Origin of the sequence: Rhizobium brockwellii (genome assembly GCF_000769405.2) — a bacterium.
GTDB lineage: Bacteria > Pseudomonadota > Alphaproteobacteria > Rhizobiales > Rhizobiaceae > Rhizobium > Rhizobium brockwellii.
In genome coordinates this window covers 174,509-191,541 of the sequence record NZ_CP053440.1, presented here as the reverse complement: position 1 = coordinate 191,541, position 17,033 = coordinate 174,509, and the positions used below count along the sequence as shown (strand labels likewise).

Here is a 17,033-nt window from a genome sequence, read left to right as displayed (position 1 = left end):
CGCGGCCATTGACGGCCGCGCGGTCATCGCCGGGAGATTTATTTTGCCGACTCGATGACCTTGATTGCGTCTGCCTGCGTGTATTCCACGTTGGCGACGCCGCCGGCCTGGGTATTGGCGAGGTTGGTTTCGAGATTGTCCTGGTCGATGCGCAGGAAGGGTACGACGAGGTCCTTCTTGACTTGCTTGCCGTCGAGGATCTGCTGCGCCACCCAGAAGGCGAGCGTGGAGACGCCGGGTGCGATGGACACCGACATGGTCTCGTAGCTCTTCGCGTCCTTCTGCTCCTTCCACCACTTCAGTTCGTCTTCGCGGTTGCCCATGATAATGACCGGCATCTTCCGGTCGGTCGCGGCAATCGCTTGTGCAGCGCCATAACCGTCGCCGCCCTGCGTCACCACGCCGGCGATGTCGGGCAGGCTCGGCAGGATGCCGGCAACAGCCTTCTGCGCTACATCCTGCGCCCAGTCTCCATGAACGGAGCCGACAATCTTGAACTGCGGGAACTGCTTGGCGCCGTCGTGAATGCCCGCCGAGATCTCGTCGTCGACGAAGACACCGGCAAGACCGCGGATCTCGAGCAGGTTGCCGCCGGCCGGAAGTTTCTTCGACAGGTATTCGACCTGGCTGCGGCCCATTTCCTTGAAGTCGACCGCGATGCGCCAGGCGCAGGGTTCGGTTACGATGCCGTCGAAGGAAACGACGGTGATGCCGGCGTCGCAGGCTTCCTTGACCGCGCCGTTCAGCGCCGTCGGCGAGGCGGCGTTCAGCACGATGGCGTCATAGCCCTGCAGGATCATGTTCTGGATCTGCGCGGCCTGTTCCGTCGCCTGGTTCTCTGCGGTGGTGAAAGGGTCGGCTGCGGCAACGGTGCCGGCCTTCACGGCTTCGCCCGTCACCTTGCCCCAGCTCGTCAGCATGGCCTGGCGCCACGAATTGCCGGCATAGTTGTTGGAAAGAGCGATTTTCTTGGCCGATGTCTCGGCAAAGGCGGAAACGGGCATCGCGGCGCAAGCAATAGCGGCCGATGCCAGAAGCATCTTACGGATTGTCATGTCTTCCTCCCTGATGATCGCGCTGGTCGGCGGATCGCTTCACTCCTGCCGGCCCAATTGGGTCCGAGTGAAAATTGTTCTTGCACTGAGCTTCCTCCTCTCAGTAAGGGCAGGATGCGGGAGATCGACCGGCCTGTACAGGGGCAAGGCGGCAATCCGTTTGCGGGATTTGCGCAACAAGCTGCGGGTTTACGCAAGACGGCGGCGCGTCCGCGGGCGCTTACTGGAAAGGGGCGCGGCGGGTTGAGGAGCCTGCTGCCGCCTCGGGGAGGAACTGACGATGCTGCATCTCGTACCCGCAGCCATGTTCGACCATTATCTCGGCATTTCCCGGCTGCTCGCGGGCCAGCTCGACTTCCGCTCGGCTATCCGTTCCGTCGCGGCCGAGGTCGCCCATATCATCCCGCACGACCATCTCGATGTCTGCGTGCTGCTTGAGGGCGGCAACTACCACACGGCCTATGAGACGGGCATCGAGACCGCTTGGGGCGGACTTGCCGGCGCGCCTGTTGTCAACAGCCCCATCCGTTCGCTGCTCTGGGGCGAGGTGGATTTTTTGCTGGCGGACGACGCCATGACCGACCCGCGTTTCCACTTCGAGGGCGCGTTTAAGCGGCCGATCGTCGAACAGTCGCTGAGGAGCCGTTTGCATGTGCCGATGAAGGTGCAGGGCACGATCATCGCGGCGCTCTCCTGTTCGTCTCACAGGGCGGGCGTCTATGCGATGGAGGATATCGAACGCGCCCGCATCATCGCCGACCTGCTGACGCCCTATTTCTTTGCGCTGCAGGCGGCCGAACAGGCGCAACGCTCGGCCATTGTCGAGGCGGAGGCCCGCGCCCGCGAGGAGGGTTTGCGGCAAGGTGCGCTGAAGCTTACCGAAGCCCTGGAGCAGGAACGCCAGCGCATCGGCATGGATCTGCACGACCAGACGCTCGCCGACCTGACGCGGCTCGCCCGCCGGATCGATCGGCTGTCGCGCAACGGCGAGGTGGCGCCCGAGACGCTGGAGCCGATCTCCCGTTCCCTGCAGCATTGCATGCAGGATCTGCGGCAGATCATCGAGCAGGCAAAACCCTCCGTGCTCCAGCTCTTCGGCCTTGCCCAGGCGATCGAACATCATCTGGACCGATCGACCCGCGACAGCGGATCGGGCATCGAATGGGGCCTTGTCGACGAGACGCACGGCGCACTGGAGCGACTGGAACCGACCGTCAGCGTCGCGCTGTTTCGGATCGCCCAGGAAGCGATCAACAATGCGGTGCGTCATGCCGCGCCCCTGGCCGTCACGGTGCGGCTTGAGGCCGACGAGGAGCGGCTGTCGATCGAAATCTCCGACGATGGGACCGGGCTCACCAAGGCGCGGGGACGGATCGGCGGCGGCATCGACAATATGAAGACCCGTGCGCGGCTGATTTCGGCGCGGTTCACGACCGGCCCCGGCCACAACAATCGCGGGACTGTGGTGCGCGTCGTGCTACCACTCGTACCAAACGACCCGCCGAGCGGGCCAAACTGAGGAGAAGGGCGCAATGAAGGTTCTGATCGTCGAGGACGACCCGCTGCACCGGTCCTATCTGCACGAGGCGGTCAACGCGGCTCTGCCGGAATGCGATACGGTGATCGAGGCGGAGAACGGAACCGTCGGCGAAAAGCTCGCTCGCGACCACAAGTCGGCGCATATCGTCATGGACCTGCAGATGGCGAACCGCAACGGCATCGAGGCGGCGCGCACCATCTGGAAGGAGCGGCCGGAGACCCGCATCCTGTTCTGGTCGAATTACTCGGACGAGGCTTATGTGCGCGGCGTCTCCCGCATCGTGCCGGATGGCGCCGCCTATGGTTATGTGCTGAAGTCCGCCTCCGACGAGCGGCTGAAGCTTGCGCTACGCTCGATCTTCATCGAGAGCCAGTGCGTCATCGACCGCGAGGTGCGGGGCCTGCAGCAGAAGAGCCTCGGCCAGACGAACGGCTTTACCGATTCCGAATACGAGATCCTCGTCGATATCGCGCTCGGCCTCACCGACCGGGCCATCGCCAAACGTCGGGGCCTGTCGCTGCGCAGCGTGCAGAACCGCCTGCAGCAGCTTTACGACAAGCTCGACGTCTACCAGAGCGCCGGCGACGACCACGAAGACGGCCGCTTCAATCTGCGCGCCCGCGCCGTTACCGTCGCTTTCCTGCGCAAACTCCTGAACTACAGCGCTCTGGAGCGGGCTGAGGCAGAGCTGCAGGAATGGCTTGAGGGAAAGTAGTTCCGGACTTGCGCGGAATGAACGGGGATCAGAGACTTGGTGCGGCCCAGCCGTTCACGGCGCATGAGCCAGCGCGATCGCATCGGCGGCTTCCTCGCAGCGATGGCTGAGCGTGCTGGTCGCCACTCGAATATGACTGCTTGGCAGGACGGAGAATTTGTTGCCCGGGTTGACGGCGATATTGCGTGCGGCGAGCGTCACCATCGCGAATGGTTCGGAGGCGACGGGCACCCAGAGGCACAGGCCCTGGCCTGCCGGTATCGGTATGCCCCGTTCGCCGAGCGCATCGGAAAGAGCGTCCCGCCTCTGCTGATAGATCTCGCGCGCCTCGCCGATAAGCTGCCAGGTTGCCGGATCGCGCAATAGCCAGGCGGCGGCACCTTGCAGGATACGGCTGGTCCAGCCGGCGCTGAAGGAACGGTAAGACTGGATCTGATCGACGATCGGCGCGGAACTCGACAGGACGGCGAGACGCAGATCCGGTCCGAGGCTTTTCGAGAGTGACAGGATATGGATCGTCCGCTCCGCAAATCGGTCGCCCAGCGACTGCGGAGGTGCCGCCGACACGTCGCCGACGCCGTCATCCTCGATGATAAGCGTATCGCTGTCTTCCAGCACATCGCCGAGTTGATCGAGGCGGGATGAACTGACCGTAACGCCGGTCACGGAATGCAGCCGCGGCTGGAACAGGAAAGCCGCCGGACGTTGCCCCAATGCCTCGCGCAGCGAATCCGGCAGGGGGCCTTCGCCGTCACAGGCGACAGGGATGATTTTGACGCCAAGATCTTCCAGAATATCGAGCAGCCGCATCGCGGTCGGATGTTCGATCGCGACCGACGAGCCCGAGGAGACCAGCGCATGCAATATCGTATAGACGGCGTTGTAACCGCCATTGGTGGCCAGAAAGGCTTCCGCCTGATAGGGCCATCGCTCTGAAACGGCGTCCTTCAACTCAGGGACGATCCTGCTGCGCTCATAGCTGTTGAGGTCATCGACGGACGCGCCATAGGCCATTGCTTCGGCGAGGCGCGGAAGAAGTGCTGCATCCGGCCCGGCTAAGGTGAGGTCGAGCACACCTGCCGCATAATTTCCCGAGCTGGCGAGACGTTCCGGCTTGGCGACAAAGCGGTCGCCGCTGACCCAGGTGCCGTTGCGCCCCCGGCCGCTGATGATCTTCTGCCGCCGCAATTCGCTCCAGGCCTCGGAGATCGTTGCCGGACTGACATGCAATTCGTAAGCGATATCGCGGATCGCCGGCAGGCGTGTCCCAATGGGCAGGACACCGGCACGGATCAGCGCGCTGGTTTCGAGAGCGATCCCCCGGATGCTGCGGTCGGCTATTTTTTCGGCAAACCAGGAGGCTTCGACCGAGTCGCCCATTTTTCTCTCACTTTAAATGTTCAATAACGTAATAACATTTGTACTCTATAATTTGAACATTTAATTTGCCCCTCGTCGAGCAATTTTGTGAGTTTTTGCATGCCTGTGACGCTTCGCATCGCCCTCCGGGACTGGGATTACATGACGCCGCTTGTACTCGGTGATGTCAGTTCTTCCCGTCTCGATATCAAAGTCGATCGTGTAGGTACGCTGGTCTCCAGCCTCGCCGATGACGCGGCGCATGACGCCGCGGAAATGTCCTTCAGCCGCTATTCGCAGATGCGTCATGACGGCGATGATCGGGTCATTGGCATGCCGAACTTCATCATGCGTGGCTTCCGCCATCGCTGCATCATCACCGCCAAGGCCAGTCCGATCCGCAAGCTGTCCGATTTGGCCGGAAAGAATATCGGCGTGACCGGCTGGCGTGATTCCGGAAATACCTGGACCCGTGCTGCGTTGCGCCGGGAAGGCGTCGGCGTCGAGGATGCGATGTGGTATGCCGGGCGCCTGACGGAGGCTCATCCGATCGTCGACCGTCTCGATGGTTTTGGACGGCCCGGCCGCATCGAGGCTGCTCCCGGCGAGCGCCCGATGGTCGATCTTTTGCTGGATGGCGGGCTCGATGCCGTGTTCACGCCTTTCATGCCGAAAGGTTTCTTTGATCAGGAATCGCCGCTCCGCCAGGTGCTGGATGATTTCCGCGCCGCTGAAGTCACTTACTTCCACGAAGTCGGCTACATCCCGGGCATGCATCTGATCGGCTTCAAGGCTGATATCGTCCAGGAGCATCCCTGGATCATGGATGAACTCAGCGAGCTGATCGACGAGTCCCAGCGTCTGTGGCTGGAAAAGCGTGAGAAATACGCAGACACCACGCCCTGGATGATCGACGAATTGCGCCGCTGCGCGGCCGACCTGCCGCCGACCTGGAGGGCCAGCGGGCTTGCCGAGAACGAGGCAATGATCGCCGACTTTGCCGAAGAACTTTACGAACAGAAAGTCATGCCGCGCCTTCTGACGCCCGCCGATCTGTTTCCGTGGCACGCCAAGGCGCGATGAACAAGGCCTGGGGAAACTCTTCGCAGGCCTCATCGTTGAACCACCATTTTCGCAAACCAAAAAAAGGGGAATGACATGCATTCGAAACTGATCGCTTCCGCCGCCCTGCTGGGTCTGATGATGACGACTTCGGTCTTCGCTGAGGAAACGGCCGTGCCAAAACAGACCGTCAACGATGCTCTTCACGCCCGCCTGCCGGAGAAGATCCGCACCGACGGCAAGATGATCTCCGTCAACAACGGTTCCTTTCCTCCCTATGAGATCGTCACCGGCACGAAATTGACCGGCGCCAGCGCCGATCTGACCGATGCGATCGGCCAGATGCTCGGCGTTACGATCGAGCACGAAACCGTCAGCGGACTGACCGCATTGCTCGCCGGCATCAATTCCGGCCGATACCAGTTCGCCTTCGGCCCGATCGGTGACTTCAAAACCCGTGAAGAGGCCAATGACTTCGTCGACTGGGTTCAAGAATACGTGGTCTTCTCCGTTCAGAAGGGCAATCCGAAGGCCATCGGTTCGCTCGACAGCGCCTGCGGCAATCGCATTGCTGTCATGGCCGGCGGCTCCGCCGAAAAGGTGATCCAGGCCCAGGTCGAAAAGTGCAAGACGGACGGCAAGCCTGCACTCGAAGTGCAGTCCTATACCGACCAGCCGAGCTCGATCCTGGCGGTCCGCTCCAAACGCGCCGACGCCTTTTTCTCCTCGCAGGCGCCGCTGACCTATTTCGTGTCTCAGGCAAACGGCCAGCTGGAACTGAGCGGCGTCGGCCAGAAGAATGGCTTCGACGACCTCTATCAGGGCGCCGTTGTGCCGAAGGGCTCGCCGCTCGGCCCCGTTCTGCTCGACTCGATCAAGGCGTTGATGGATAACGGCGCCTATGCCGCCATCATGAAGAAGTGGGGTCTTGAGAACAACATGATCAAGCAGCCCGGTCTCAATCTTGGTGGAGCTCTGCCGAAATGAGCAATGACCGCACGACTGCCGTATCGCCGTCTGGCGATGCGGACTTCCGGGATGTTGCTCATGCCCACAAGCCCTTTCAAACGGGCCGGCTCCTCTTGTGGGTGGTCGTGCTCCTGATTGCCGCGAACTTCCTGTGGATCGTCGCCCATAACGAGAATTTCGGCTGGCCTGTTGTCGCGGCCTATTTCTTCGATCCGACTGTCATCAGTGGTCTTTACGTCAGCCTAGGCCTGACAGTGGTCGCGATGGCCATCGGCATCGTGCTCGGCCTCGGACTGGCGATCGCCCGGCTGTCGAATGACCGGCTCGCTCGGTCGCTGGCATCGCTGTTCATCTGGTTCTTTCGCGGCACGCCGCTCCTGGTGCAACTGATCTTCTGGTACAATCTCTCGACCCTCTTTCCCGAACTTTCAATCGCCATTCCGTTTGGTCCGACGCTCGCCAGCTGGGAGACCAATTCGGTCATCACGCCGATGACGGCGGCGATCGTCGGCCTGGCCTTGAACGAAGCGGCCTACATGGCCGAGATCATTCGTGGCGGCCTACTCTCGGTCGATCGTGGCCAGTTCGAGACGGCGGAAGCCTTCGGCATGACCAAGGCGAGAGCGCTGTGGCGGATTATCATTCCTCAGGCGATGCGCTCGATCGTGCCGCCGACGGGCAACCAGCTGATCAGCATGATCAAGGCGACGTCGCTCGTCAGCGTCATCGCCATGGCCGATCTGCTCTATTCCGTCCAGTCGATCTACAATCGCACCTTCGAGATCGTGCCGATGCTGCTGGTCGCCGTCCTCTGGTACTTGCTTATCACTTCCATCCTCAATCTCGGCCAGAGCTATATCGAGGCCTACTACGGCCGCAGCGAACGGCGCAACAATACCGCCGCCGCCAAATCCGAGACCCTTGCCGAGGAGGCAAGCCATTGACCGGTGCCGAAATTGCAAAGCCTCTCGTCAGAGCCCGCAACGTCCACAAGTCCTTCGACCAGCTCGAAGTGTTGAAAGGGATCGACCTCGACGTCATGCCGGGTGAAGTCGTCGTCGTGCTTGGCCCGTCCGGCTCGGGGAAATCGACCTTCCTGCGCTGCATCAACCATCTCGAAGCCATCAACAAGGGGTTCATCGAAGTCGATGGCGAGCAGATCGGCTATCGCCTTCGCAAGGACCGGCTGGAAAAGCTGTCGAGCAACGGGATCGCCAGCCAGCGGCGCAAGATCGGCATGGTGTTCCAGCAGTTCAATCTCTATCCGCATATGACGGTGCTGCAGAACATCGTCGAAGCGCCGATCGGCGTGCACGGCGAAAGCCGCAAGGCCGCGACCGAGAACGCCATGCGGCTTTTGGAGCGGGTCGGCCTGTCGGAAAAGGCGGGTAGCTATCCCCGCCAGCTCTCCGGCGGCCAGCAGCAGCGCGTCGCCATCGCCCGCGCCCTGGCGATCAAGCCGAAGCTGATGCTGTTCGATGAGCCCACCTCGGCGCTCGACCCGGAACTGGTGGGCGAAGTTCTCTCCACCATGCGCGATCTCGCCAAACAGGGCCTGACCATGATCGTCGTGACCCACGAGATCGGTTTCGCCCGTGAGGCAGCCGATCGGGTGGTGTTCATGGACGGCGGCAATGTCGTCGAGATGGGCAAGCCCGAGGATGTCATCGGCAATCCGCAACATCCCCGGACCCAGGCTTTTCTGGCCCGCTTTCTCTGAACTGATGTCAGCTCGCTGCTTCGGCCCCCGGGGCCGGAGCATGGTTCTCGATCAATACTGGATGTTTTCATGCCCACGCTCGACAATGCCTATGCCCGCCTTTCCGATTTCGAAGCCATGGAGGCGGAGCTGAAGGCGACCCGCCGGTACCTGCACGCCCATCCGGAACTCTCCTTCGAAGAAGCGGAAACAGCGCGGTATGTCGCGGAAAAGCTGGAAGGCTGGGGTTATGACGTGACCCGCAATGTCGGCGGTCACGGCGTTGTCGCCCGCCTCAGCGCAGGTAAGGGCAGCAAGGGCATCGCCATCCGCGCCGATATGGATGCGCTGCCGATCGTCGAGGCAACCGGACTTGCCTATGCCAGCGGCACCCCCGGCAAGATGCATGCCTGCGGCCATGACGGCCATACGACCGTGCTGCTCGGCGCAGCCGAATATCTCGCCCGCACCCGCCGCTTCAGCGGCACGGTGACGCTGATCTTCCAACCGGCGGAAGAGGCGGGCAAGAATAGCGGCGCCCAGGCGATGATCGCCGACGGCCTGTTCGAGCGGTTTCCATTCGACGCCATCTTTGGCCTCCACAACCACCCCGGCGCTCCCGAAGGCACCATCCTGCTGCGATCCGGCCCGATGATGGCGGCGTCGGATACAGTCGAGATTACCATCAAGGGCAAAGGCGGCCATGCGTCGCGGCCGCACCTGACCATCGATCCCGTGGTCGTGGCGTGCAACCTCGTCGTCTCGCTGCAGACTATCATCTCGCGCAACCTCGACCCGACCCAGACGGCGGTCATCACCGTCGGCACGATCCATGCCGGCGATGCCGTCAATGTCATTCCTGAGTATGCCAAGCTCGCATTGAGCGTGCGCTCCTTCGAGCCTGGCATTCGCGACCTCCTGCAAGAACGCATCACCAAGCTCGCCCGCGCTGTGGCGGACGGTCATGGTGCTTCGATCGAGATCGACTACGATCGCGGCAATCCCGTCGTCGTCAACTCGCCTGCCGAGACGGATTTCGCCCGGATCGTCGCGGCGGAACTGGTCGGCGAAGACAAGGTCGCGACCTGCCCGCTCATTCCCGGCAGCGAGGATTTCTCGCACTTTCTCGAGCACAAGCCGGGCAGCTTCCTGCGTCTCGGCAACGGCATGAATTCCGCCATCCTGCATAGCCCCACATATGATTTCGCCGATGCCAGCCTGACGGTTGGCGCAGCCATGTGGGCAAGGCTCGCGGAACGCTACCTCCAGGATGACGCGTGAAGTCCCGGTCGCCAGCTTGACCGCGTCGCATTTGGAGCTTGCACTTTCTGTAGCGCAAAAGGATTTTGTAGCGAGAGCATCACTTCAACATCTCTCGCCGCAATCCAGGATGCGCAGCATGATTGCCAACTACAACGACGCCGGCCTCGACTTGTCTTACGATCTCGAATTTTACGCCCTGATGGCGGACAGCTTCGAACGAAGCGTGGGACGCAGCCTGACGCCGGAAGGCCAGGGTGCTGAATGGCTTTACGACCAGTCGCCCGCCGTTGTCCTTGCTCACAACACCGACGCCGATCCGCGCTTTATCTACGCAAACCGCGCCGCCCAGGCCCGTTTTGAATATTCATGGGACGAGTTCATCACTTTGCCATCGCGCCTTTCGGCGGAGGCACCAGATCGCGCGGAACGTGACAGGCTGTTGAATACCGTGGCGGCAAACGGCTTTATCGCCGACTACCGCGGACTTCGCATCGCCAAATCAGGGCGGCGTTTCTATATCGAGAACGCCATCGTCTGGGATCTCGTCGACAGCAGCGGACTCCGTCGCGGTCAGGCTGCGACATTCGGCTCCTGGCAAGACGTGCAGGCGGATTGAGCGCCGGCTGCGGAGACGCCGACGACGCGCCGGATATGTTTCCGCGATTTTACAAACCATGTCGTTTGCCATTTGGTTGCCAAAAAACCATGATTGCGTCACATAGATCGCACATCGACACTCGGCATTAAGAATTGGATCAACGCTGAATGCGCATAGCCTACGTTTTCTTTGGTGCATTTCTTGCAATTGCACAGTCCGCATATGCTGAAGTCGCATCACCGCCTGTTTTGGCGCCGCTAAAGCGACAGGCGCAAGCCGCTGAGTTGAGCGCACAATTTCTTTCGCGGTATAGCTACAAGCCCGTGCCACTCGACGACGCCTTGTCGGCCAGGATCATGGATCAGTTCATCAAGTCACTTGATCCGGACCGCATGCTCTTCCTGCAAGCGGACATCGACAAGTTCATGTCTGACCGCAGCGAGATCGATGATGCGATAGAACGGAAGGACTTGAAGATCCCGTTTGCGATTTTCAACGCCTATGAACAGCGCGTTGTCGACCGCATGAGCTATGCGCGCAGCCTGCTGAAGCAGAGCTTCGATTTCAGTGCGCAGGAAAATTATTCGGTGCTGCGCGATAAAGCGCCGTGGTCGCAGTCTGAAGCCGAGAGCAATGAGCTTTGGCGCAAGCGCGTCAAGAGCGACTGGTTGCGGTTGAAACTCGGCGGCAAAAACGACGCGGCGATTCGCGAAACGCTCGACAAACGCTATGAAAACATACTCGAGCGCGCTTACAAGTTTAAAAGCGACGACGTTTTCCAGTCGTTCATGGATGCCTATTCAACGTCGATCGATCCGCACACGGACTATTTCGGCGCGGCCGCTTCAGCCGACTTCAATGTCTCGATGAAGCTTTCGCTGTTTGGTATCGGTGCTGTACTTCAGGAACGCGACGACTACACGACGATCCGTGAACTCGTGCCTGGCGGGCCGGCGCAGCTGTCCGGCAAGCTCGCGGTCGGAGACCGCATCACCGGCGTTGGTCAAGGCAAGGATGGGGCGATCAAAGAAGTGGTGGGTACGCGCCTTGATGAAGTCGTGCAGATGATACGCGGGAAAAAGGACTCCGTCGTGCGGCTGGACATCCTGCCGGCAGATGCCGGAGCAGATGGCACGCATCGCGTCATCAGCCTGGTGCGCGATAAAATCAGTCTCGACAAGCAGGCTGCCAGGAAGACTGTGCTGTCCGTGAAGGCGGGCGACGCCACGCGTAAAATCGGGATCATCACGCTGCCGGTATTCTATGAGGATTTTGAAGCCAAGCGCAAAGGAGACCAGGATTACAAAAGCGCAAGCCGCGATGTCGCCAAGCTTCTCGACGAACTGAAGGAAGAAAAGGTCGACAGCGTTCTTATTGACCTGCGCAACAATGGCGGCGGTTCATTGGACGAGGCGATTGATTTGACCGGTCTCTTCATCGGCAATGGACCGGTCGTTCAGCAACGTGGCAGCGACGGCAAGATCGAGGTCAAAAGTGCTGAGCTTGCAGCGCCTGTCTGGGCAGGCCCGATGGGTGTCCTGATCAATCGCGGCTCGGCGTCGGCTTCGGAAATTTTTGCCGCGGCAATCCAGGATTACGGTCGAGGCGTGATCGTCGGCGAACCCAGTTTCGGGAAGGGCACCGTTCAGACCGTCGTCGATCTTGACCAGATCGTCCGCAACAGCAAACCCGAGTTCGGAGAGCTGAAAGTGACGATTGCCCAGTTTTTCCGGGTCAACGGCGGTACGACGCAGCTGCGCGGCGTGACGCCTGATATCAGCTTACCGGGACTTTCCGATCCGACGAGCTTCGGCGAGACCAGCTATGACAATGCGCTGCCGTGGGCGCAGATCAAGCCCGCGAACTACACGCCCTCCGACACTGTCTCGACGTTGCTGCCGACATTGCAAAGCCGCCATGATGCGCGGGTTGGAAGCGATCCGGATTTCCAGCGCTTGTTAAAAGACATTGCCGACCTCAAGGCACAGCGCGAGAAAGGGGTTATCTCCCTCAATGAAGCGGAACGTCGCAAAGAAGCGACGGCTCGCGAGAAACGGTTCAAGGATCGAGCGCAAGTAAGCGATGGCGAGGATCCGGGTGGAGATGATGGTCTGGAGGCCGGCGAGCGCAGCCTGAGCGCTGATATTGCCATCGAGAATGCCCGCAAGAACGCAAAAGACGTCCTGCTCGACGAGGCCGCCACCATTCTTGCCGACGAGGCGGATTTGCAGCAAGGCGGGCTAAAGGCAGCCACAAAACAAACGGGAACCACAAACGGAAAATAGTCATCCCGCGGGGGTAGGTCCTGTGACAAAATAACGGGACACGACCTTGTAACGACAATATCGTCGTTTGTCCGGACGCAAGTATGCGCCTGAAGCCTGCGACGCGCAATTGATCGATCGCACCGTCGAGCCGCTTGGTAAGAAAGCGCGAAAGCCATCCACTGGGGTTGCTGCTTGACGCTCCACGCACACGACTTCACACTCGCAGTGTCGAAGGTGAGTCGGACAGACTGTACCGTTTTTTCGCATCCGTTGCTCATCTCAGAGGGAGTTGTCAGCAGGGCCGATTGGTCCACGCGCCGACCGATACCGGCTGGTCGCAAATAGGATCGAGATTGATTGAGCTCGAACTCGCAGCCGCTCCTATTTGCTTGTGAGGTCGCGCCGTGGATAAAGTGCCATCAGCAGTCGATCCTCCTCGCGAAAGTCCGCGTTGGCACCGGAATTTCCCATTGCCGAGGAACCGCTGGTCCCTGCTTTGGCCAGGGCTTTTGATATCCATTTTGCTTCTTGCAGGCACCGTCGTTTCTTACCGTGAAATCCACCGCCTCGAAGATCCGGTCGGCCCCATTGAAAATCGAGCTCTCAATAAGGCTGCCCGATCATCTCGCATCGCCGCCCGCCCTGACCCGGCGGCTCCTTCTCCCCTCCCGCCGGCGTTGATACCGCTGCAGCTGATCGAGGTCCCGAAGCTGGAGTTGGCAAGTCAGTTTCTGCGGATGTGGCGCGTCTCGGGGTCGAACTTTTGCCGTGCTCTTCGAGAGGCCGGCATCGATATGAGCGAATGGAAAGCCGCATCGATGCGCAATCGCAGCTATGAATGTTATTTCCAGCGCATCTACGAACGGGACGAGGTGCGTCCACTCAGCTCGACCTTCCTTAAGGTTCGTGGAGATGAAATGGGCGATATTCTTGAGATCCGCGCCAAGATCATTGGGCCGACGACCGACGCCCAGGGACGTCTCTCCCCGGCCATCCTTCGCATTTTCGAGATCATTGTGAAGCAGGCGTGCTGGCGTGATTTCGAGGATACTCTTGCCTCGATCCAAAACCTTCAAAACGTTGAATACGAACGATTCGGCTCCTATCTCAGCTTCACGCGCGAAGCCGGCGGCGCAAATATCTTCAATTTTGTTCTTGGTCTTAAGGCGACTTCAAATTCGCAGGTGAAGACCAAGTCGTATTTTTCAACTGAGCGCTGGCTCCAAATGCCCGTCGTGCTCCAGCGAGCCTCATCCTCAGGGAGCGCTCGCGAACGTCCATATCAGCCAGCGCTCAATGACGGCGCAAGCACCCGTCACGATCCGAGATCAAGCTGGAACTGCGGCTGAAGCCGCCGAATGCATGGACAGGCCCGGAAAAGAACATATCTTCCAGGGGACCTTCCTTTCTGAAAGTCTCAAACCAAACAGCACGGGCACACATCCATGACCAAAGGCTCCGATCTTCTAGTGGCAGCGCTTGAGAACGAAGGTGTCGACCGAATTTTCGGCATCCCAGGCGAAGAGAACCTCGACGTCGTCGAATCCATCCGAAAGTCGTCGATTGAGCTCGTCCTCACCCGGCATGAACAGGCGGCGGCGTTCATGGCCGCGACCTATGGCCGCTTGACTGGAAAGCCCGGCGTCTGCCTGACGACGCTCGGGCCGGGTGCCCTCAACCTCTCGACGGGTGCCGCATATGCCTTGCTCGGTGCGATGCCGATGGTGATGATCACCGGTCAGAAGGGGATCCTCTCATCCCGCCAGGCACGTTTCCAGGTGGTCGACGTCGTCGCGTCGATGAAGCCGCTGACCAAGCTCGCGAGGCAGATCGTGTCGCCGCAGATGATCCCGACGACGGTCAGGGAGGCGTTCCGCATCGCCCAGGAGGAAAGACCAGGGCCGGTGCATCTGGAGCTTCCGGAAGATATCGCGGCCGAAGAGTGCCCGGAGGTGGCGCTGATTGCGCCGCATCAGCTCGAACTGCCGACGGCAAGCGACGCGGCGCTTAACCGTGCAGCCGCCCTCATCGCCGCGGCCAAACGTCCGCTTCTGATGTTCGGGGCCGCCGCCTCCCGTCCTCGCTCCACCTCCGACATCGCCCAATTCGTGATCCGCACGCGCATCCCGTTCTTCACGACCCAGATGGGGAAGGGAACGGTTCCAGGTGGAACCGAACTTTACATGGGCACCGCCGCGCTGTCGGAGCGGGATTATGTCCATGAGGCCATCGAACAGGCCGACCTCATCATCACGATCGGCCATGATACCATCGAGAAACCGCCGTTCATCATGGGCAAGGCCGGCCCGAAGGTCGTCCATATCGGATATCAGCCGGCGACTGTCGAGCAGGTCTATTTCCCGCAATCCGAGGTCATCGGCGACATCGGCCCTTCGCTGAAGGCGCTGGCCGATCGCCTCGAGGGCAAGCTGCCAAACGCGCAGGCGCTTCTCCATCTCCGGGAGCGCATTCTCGAGCGCATCGCCGCGCGGGCGACAGAGGATCGCTTCACGCCTCAGCGACTGGTCCACGATATAAGAGAAGTGATGCCGCATGACGGCATCCTGGCGCTCGACAACGGCATGTACAAGATCTGGTTCGCGCGGAACTACCGGACGCGGATGGCGAACACGCTGCTGCTCGACAACGCTCTTGCAACGATGGGAGCCGGACTGCCGTCGGCCATGGTTGCCTCGATGCTCTATCCGGAGCGGCGTGTCATGGCGATCTGCGGCGACGGCGGCTTCATGATGAACTCCCAGGAACTCGAGACGGCCGTCCGGCTGAAACTCAACCTCGTCGTTCTTGTCATCGAGGACAATGCTTACGGCATGATCCGCTGGAAGCAGGCGGTGGACGAATTCCCGGATTTCGGGATGACCTTCGGCAATCCCGACTTCGTCAAATATGCCGAATCCTACGGCGCCAGGGGAACCAGGGTCAATGATATCGGCCAGTTCAAAAAGGTTCTCGAAGGCGCGTTCTCCGGAGGTGGCGTCCATCTTGTAAATGTTCCGGTCGACTACTCGGAAAATGAACGCGTGCTGGTGAAGGAGCTTCGTGAACGGCTCCCCGCGATATTGGAGGCCTGAGATGCCGCTTACCATGAAGGTCTATCAGGCGTTCGACCGCGAGCCGATTGCAGACCTGCCGGCAGACGACGCGGCGGCGCTCGAGCGTAAGCTTCAGGTCGCCGCAAAGGCCTTTGCCGATCGCGACGGCTGGCTGCCCGCGCATCAGCGGATGGCAATCCTCAGGAAGGCGTCGGCGCTTCTGCAGGAGAACCGCGATCGCTTTGCGATGATGATCGCCCGCGAAGGCGGCAAACCGCTGACCGACGCAATCATCGAGGTGACGCGCGGGATCGACGGCCTCGTCAACGCGGCAGACGAATTGCGCAATTTCGGCGGCAAGGAAATCCCCATGGGGCTGACTGCGGCCAGCGCGAACCGATGGGCTTTCACCACCAAGGAGCCGATCGGCGTCGTGGCGGCGATATCGGCCTTCAACCATCCGCTCAATCTCATCATCCATCAGATCGCGCCGGCGATAGCGGTCGGTTGCCCTGTGATCGTGAAGCCGGCGGCAACGACGCCAATTTCCTGCATCGAGATCGTCAAGCTATTCTGGGAGGCCGGTCTCGATGAACGCTGGTGCCAGACCCTCATCACTGAGGACAACGCGGTTGCCGAAGCCTTCGCAACCGATCGTCGCGTGGCGTTTTTGAGCTTCATCGGCTCTGCAAAGGTCGGCTGGTACCTCAAGAGCAAGCTGCCGCCGGGCACCCGATGCGCGCTGGAGCATGGCGGAGCGGCACCCGTGATCGTCGATCGCAGCGCCAATGTCGATGCGATCGTCGGGACCATCGTCAAGGGCGGCTATTATCACGCCGGACAGGTCTGCGTGTCGGCCCAGCGCCTCTTCGTGCATGAAGATATTCTGGCTTCCTTCACCAAGGCTCTCGCCGCCAAGGTTGCAGCCCTGCATGTCGGGGATCCAACACTTGCGCAAACCGAGGTAGGGCCGCTCATCCTGCCACGCGAGGCAGACCGCGTCACGACTTGGATCAAGGAGGCGACGGACGCCGGAGCCAGACAGATCGGCGGTGGGCGGATGTCCGAGACGACACTTCTGCCTTCGGTTCTGTTGAACCCGCCTGCCGACGCCAAAGTATCCATGCTCGAGGTCTTCGGACCACTGACCTGCGTCTACGGCTACCGCGAGCTTGACGAAGCAATCCGCATCGCCAACTCGCTGCCTTATGCCTTCCAGGCAAGCGTCTTTTCCGCCGATATCGCGGTTGCTCTCAGGGCGGCGAAACGTCTGGATGCATCGGCCGTACTCGTCAACGACCACACGGCGTTTCGCACCGACTGGATGCCTTTCGCCGGACGCAGACAGTCCGGATACGGGGTCGGCGGCATTCCCTGGACGATGGAAGAGATGGCCGACGACAAGATGGTCGTGTTCAACCAGGTGACTTAGGGCCGAGGCGTCGATCAGCTG

At 60.8% G+C, this 17,033-nt stretch carries 14 protein-coding genes; 12 read left to right on the top strand and 2 right to left on the bottom strand.

Annotated elements, in window-relative coordinates:
* Nucleotides 1-38: 38 nt before the first annotated feature.
* Nucleotides 39-1,055: an ABC transporter substrate-binding protein gene (locus RLCC275e_RS24485; RefSeq protein ID WP_033183119.1), complete on the bottom strand. Its 1,017-nt coding sequence runs from the start codon at nt 1,053-1,055 to the stop codon at nt 39-41.
* A gap of 280 nt (nt 1,056-1,335) precedes the next feature.
* Between RLCC275e_RS24485 and RLCC275e_RS24480 the strand changes: the two genes are divergently transcribed.
* Both RLCC275e_RS24480 and RLCC275e_RS24475 read left to right on the top strand, forming a co-directional pair.
* On the top strand, nt 1,336-2,574 hold the full coding sequence (locus tag RLCC275e_RS24480; protein ID WP_033183120.1) for a GAF domain-containing sensor histidine kinase: 1,239 nt from the start codon (nt 1,336-1,338) through the stop codon (nt 2,572-2,574).
* 13 nt (nt 2,575-2,587) lie between these two features.
* Nucleotides 2,588-3,310, top strand: a complete 723-nt coding sequence (locus tag RLCC275e_RS24475) for a response regulator transcription factor (protein ID WP_003562390.1) — start codon at nt 2,588-2,590, stop codon at nt 3,308-3,310.
* Nucleotides 3,311-3,364: 54 nt separating this feature from the next.
* Here the strand turns inward: RLCC275e_RS24475 and RLCC275e_RS24470 are convergent, their stop codons facing one another.
* Nucleotides 3,365-4,690 carry an aminotransferase-like domain-containing protein gene (locus RLCC275e_RS24470; protein ID WP_033183121.1) on the bottom strand — a complete coding sequence of 442 codons (1,326 nt, stop codon included), beginning with the start codon at nt 4,688-4,690 and terminating at the stop codon, nt 3,365-3,367.
* Between the two features lie 99 nt (nt 4,691-4,789).
* Between RLCC275e_RS24470 and RLCC275e_RS24465 the strand changes: the two genes are divergently transcribed.
* The 10 genes from RLCC275e_RS24465 to RLCC275e_RS24420 all read left to right on the top strand — a co-directional run bounded on the left by RLCC275e_RS24465 (nt 4,790) and on the right by RLCC275e_RS24420 (nt 17,012).
* On the top strand, nt 4,790-5,752 hold the full coding sequence (locus RLCC275e_RS24465) for a substrate-binding domain-containing protein (protein WP_033183122.1): 963 nt from the start codon (nt 4,790-4,792) through the stop codon (nt 5,750-5,752).
* A gap of 75 nt (nt 5,753-5,827) precedes the next feature.
* Complete coding sequence (locus RLCC275e_RS24460) at nt 5,828-6,718, top strand: ABC transporter substrate-binding protein (protein WP_033183123.1); 891 nt, start codon at nt 5,828-5,830, stop codon at nt 6,716-6,718.
* Nucleotides 6,715-7,644 (top strand): amino acid ABC transporter permease, encoded by a 930-nt coding sequence (locus RLCC275e_RS24455; protein WP_033183124.1) that lies wholly within the window; start codon nt 6,715-6,717, stop codon nt 7,642-7,644. Before RLCC275e_RS24460 ends, RLCC275e_RS24455 begins: the two co-directional genes overlap by 4 nt.
* A complete protein-coding gene (locus RLCC275e_RS24450; RefSeq protein WP_033183125.1) occupies nt 7,641-8,420 on the top strand; it encodes an amino acid ABC transporter ATP-binding protein in 780 nt (259 codons plus the stop codon). Before RLCC275e_RS24455 ends, RLCC275e_RS24450 begins: the two co-directional genes overlap by 4 nt.
* Before the next feature lie 69 nt (nt 8,421-8,489).
* On the top strand, nt 8,490-9,680 hold the full coding sequence (locus RLCC275e_RS24445; protein ID WP_033183126.1) for a M20 aminoacylase family protein: 1,191 nt from the start codon (nt 8,490-8,492) through the stop codon (nt 9,678-9,680).
* Between the two features lie 118 nt (nt 9,681-9,798).
* Nucleotides 9,799-10,278, top strand: a complete 480-nt coding sequence (locus RLCC275e_RS24440) for an MEKHLA domain-containing protein (RefSeq protein ID WP_033183487.1) — start codon at nt 9,799-9,801, stop codon at nt 10,276-10,278.
* Between the two features lie 149 nt (nt 10,279-10,427).
* Nucleotides 10,428-12,545 (top strand): carboxy terminal-processing peptidase, encoded by a 2,118-nt coding sequence (locus tag RLCC275e_RS24435; protein ID WP_033183127.1) that lies wholly within the window; start codon nt 10,428-10,430, stop codon nt 12,543-12,545.
* A 452-nt stretch (nt 12,546-12,997) separates the two neighbouring features.
* A complete protein-coding gene (locus RLCC275e_RS24430; RefSeq protein WP_033183128.1) occupies nt 12,998-13,876 on the top strand; it encodes a DUF6030 family protein in 879 nt (292 codons plus the stop codon).
* Between the two features lie 96 nt (nt 13,877-13,972).
* Nucleotides 13,973-15,619 carry an acetolactate synthase large subunit gene (locus RLCC275e_RS24425; protein ID WP_033183129.1) on the top strand — a complete coding sequence of 549 codons (1,647 nt, stop codon included), beginning with the start codon at nt 13,973-13,975 and terminating at the stop codon, nt 15,617-15,619.
* A gap of 1 nt (nt 15,620) precedes the next feature.
* Nucleotides 15,621-17,012 carry an aldehyde dehydrogenase family protein gene (locus tag RLCC275e_RS24420; protein WP_033183130.1) on the top strand — a complete coding sequence of 464 codons (1,392 nt, stop codon included), beginning with the start codon at nt 15,621-15,623 and terminating at the stop codon, nt 17,010-17,012.
* Nucleotides 17,013-17,033 lie beyond the last annotated feature (21 nt).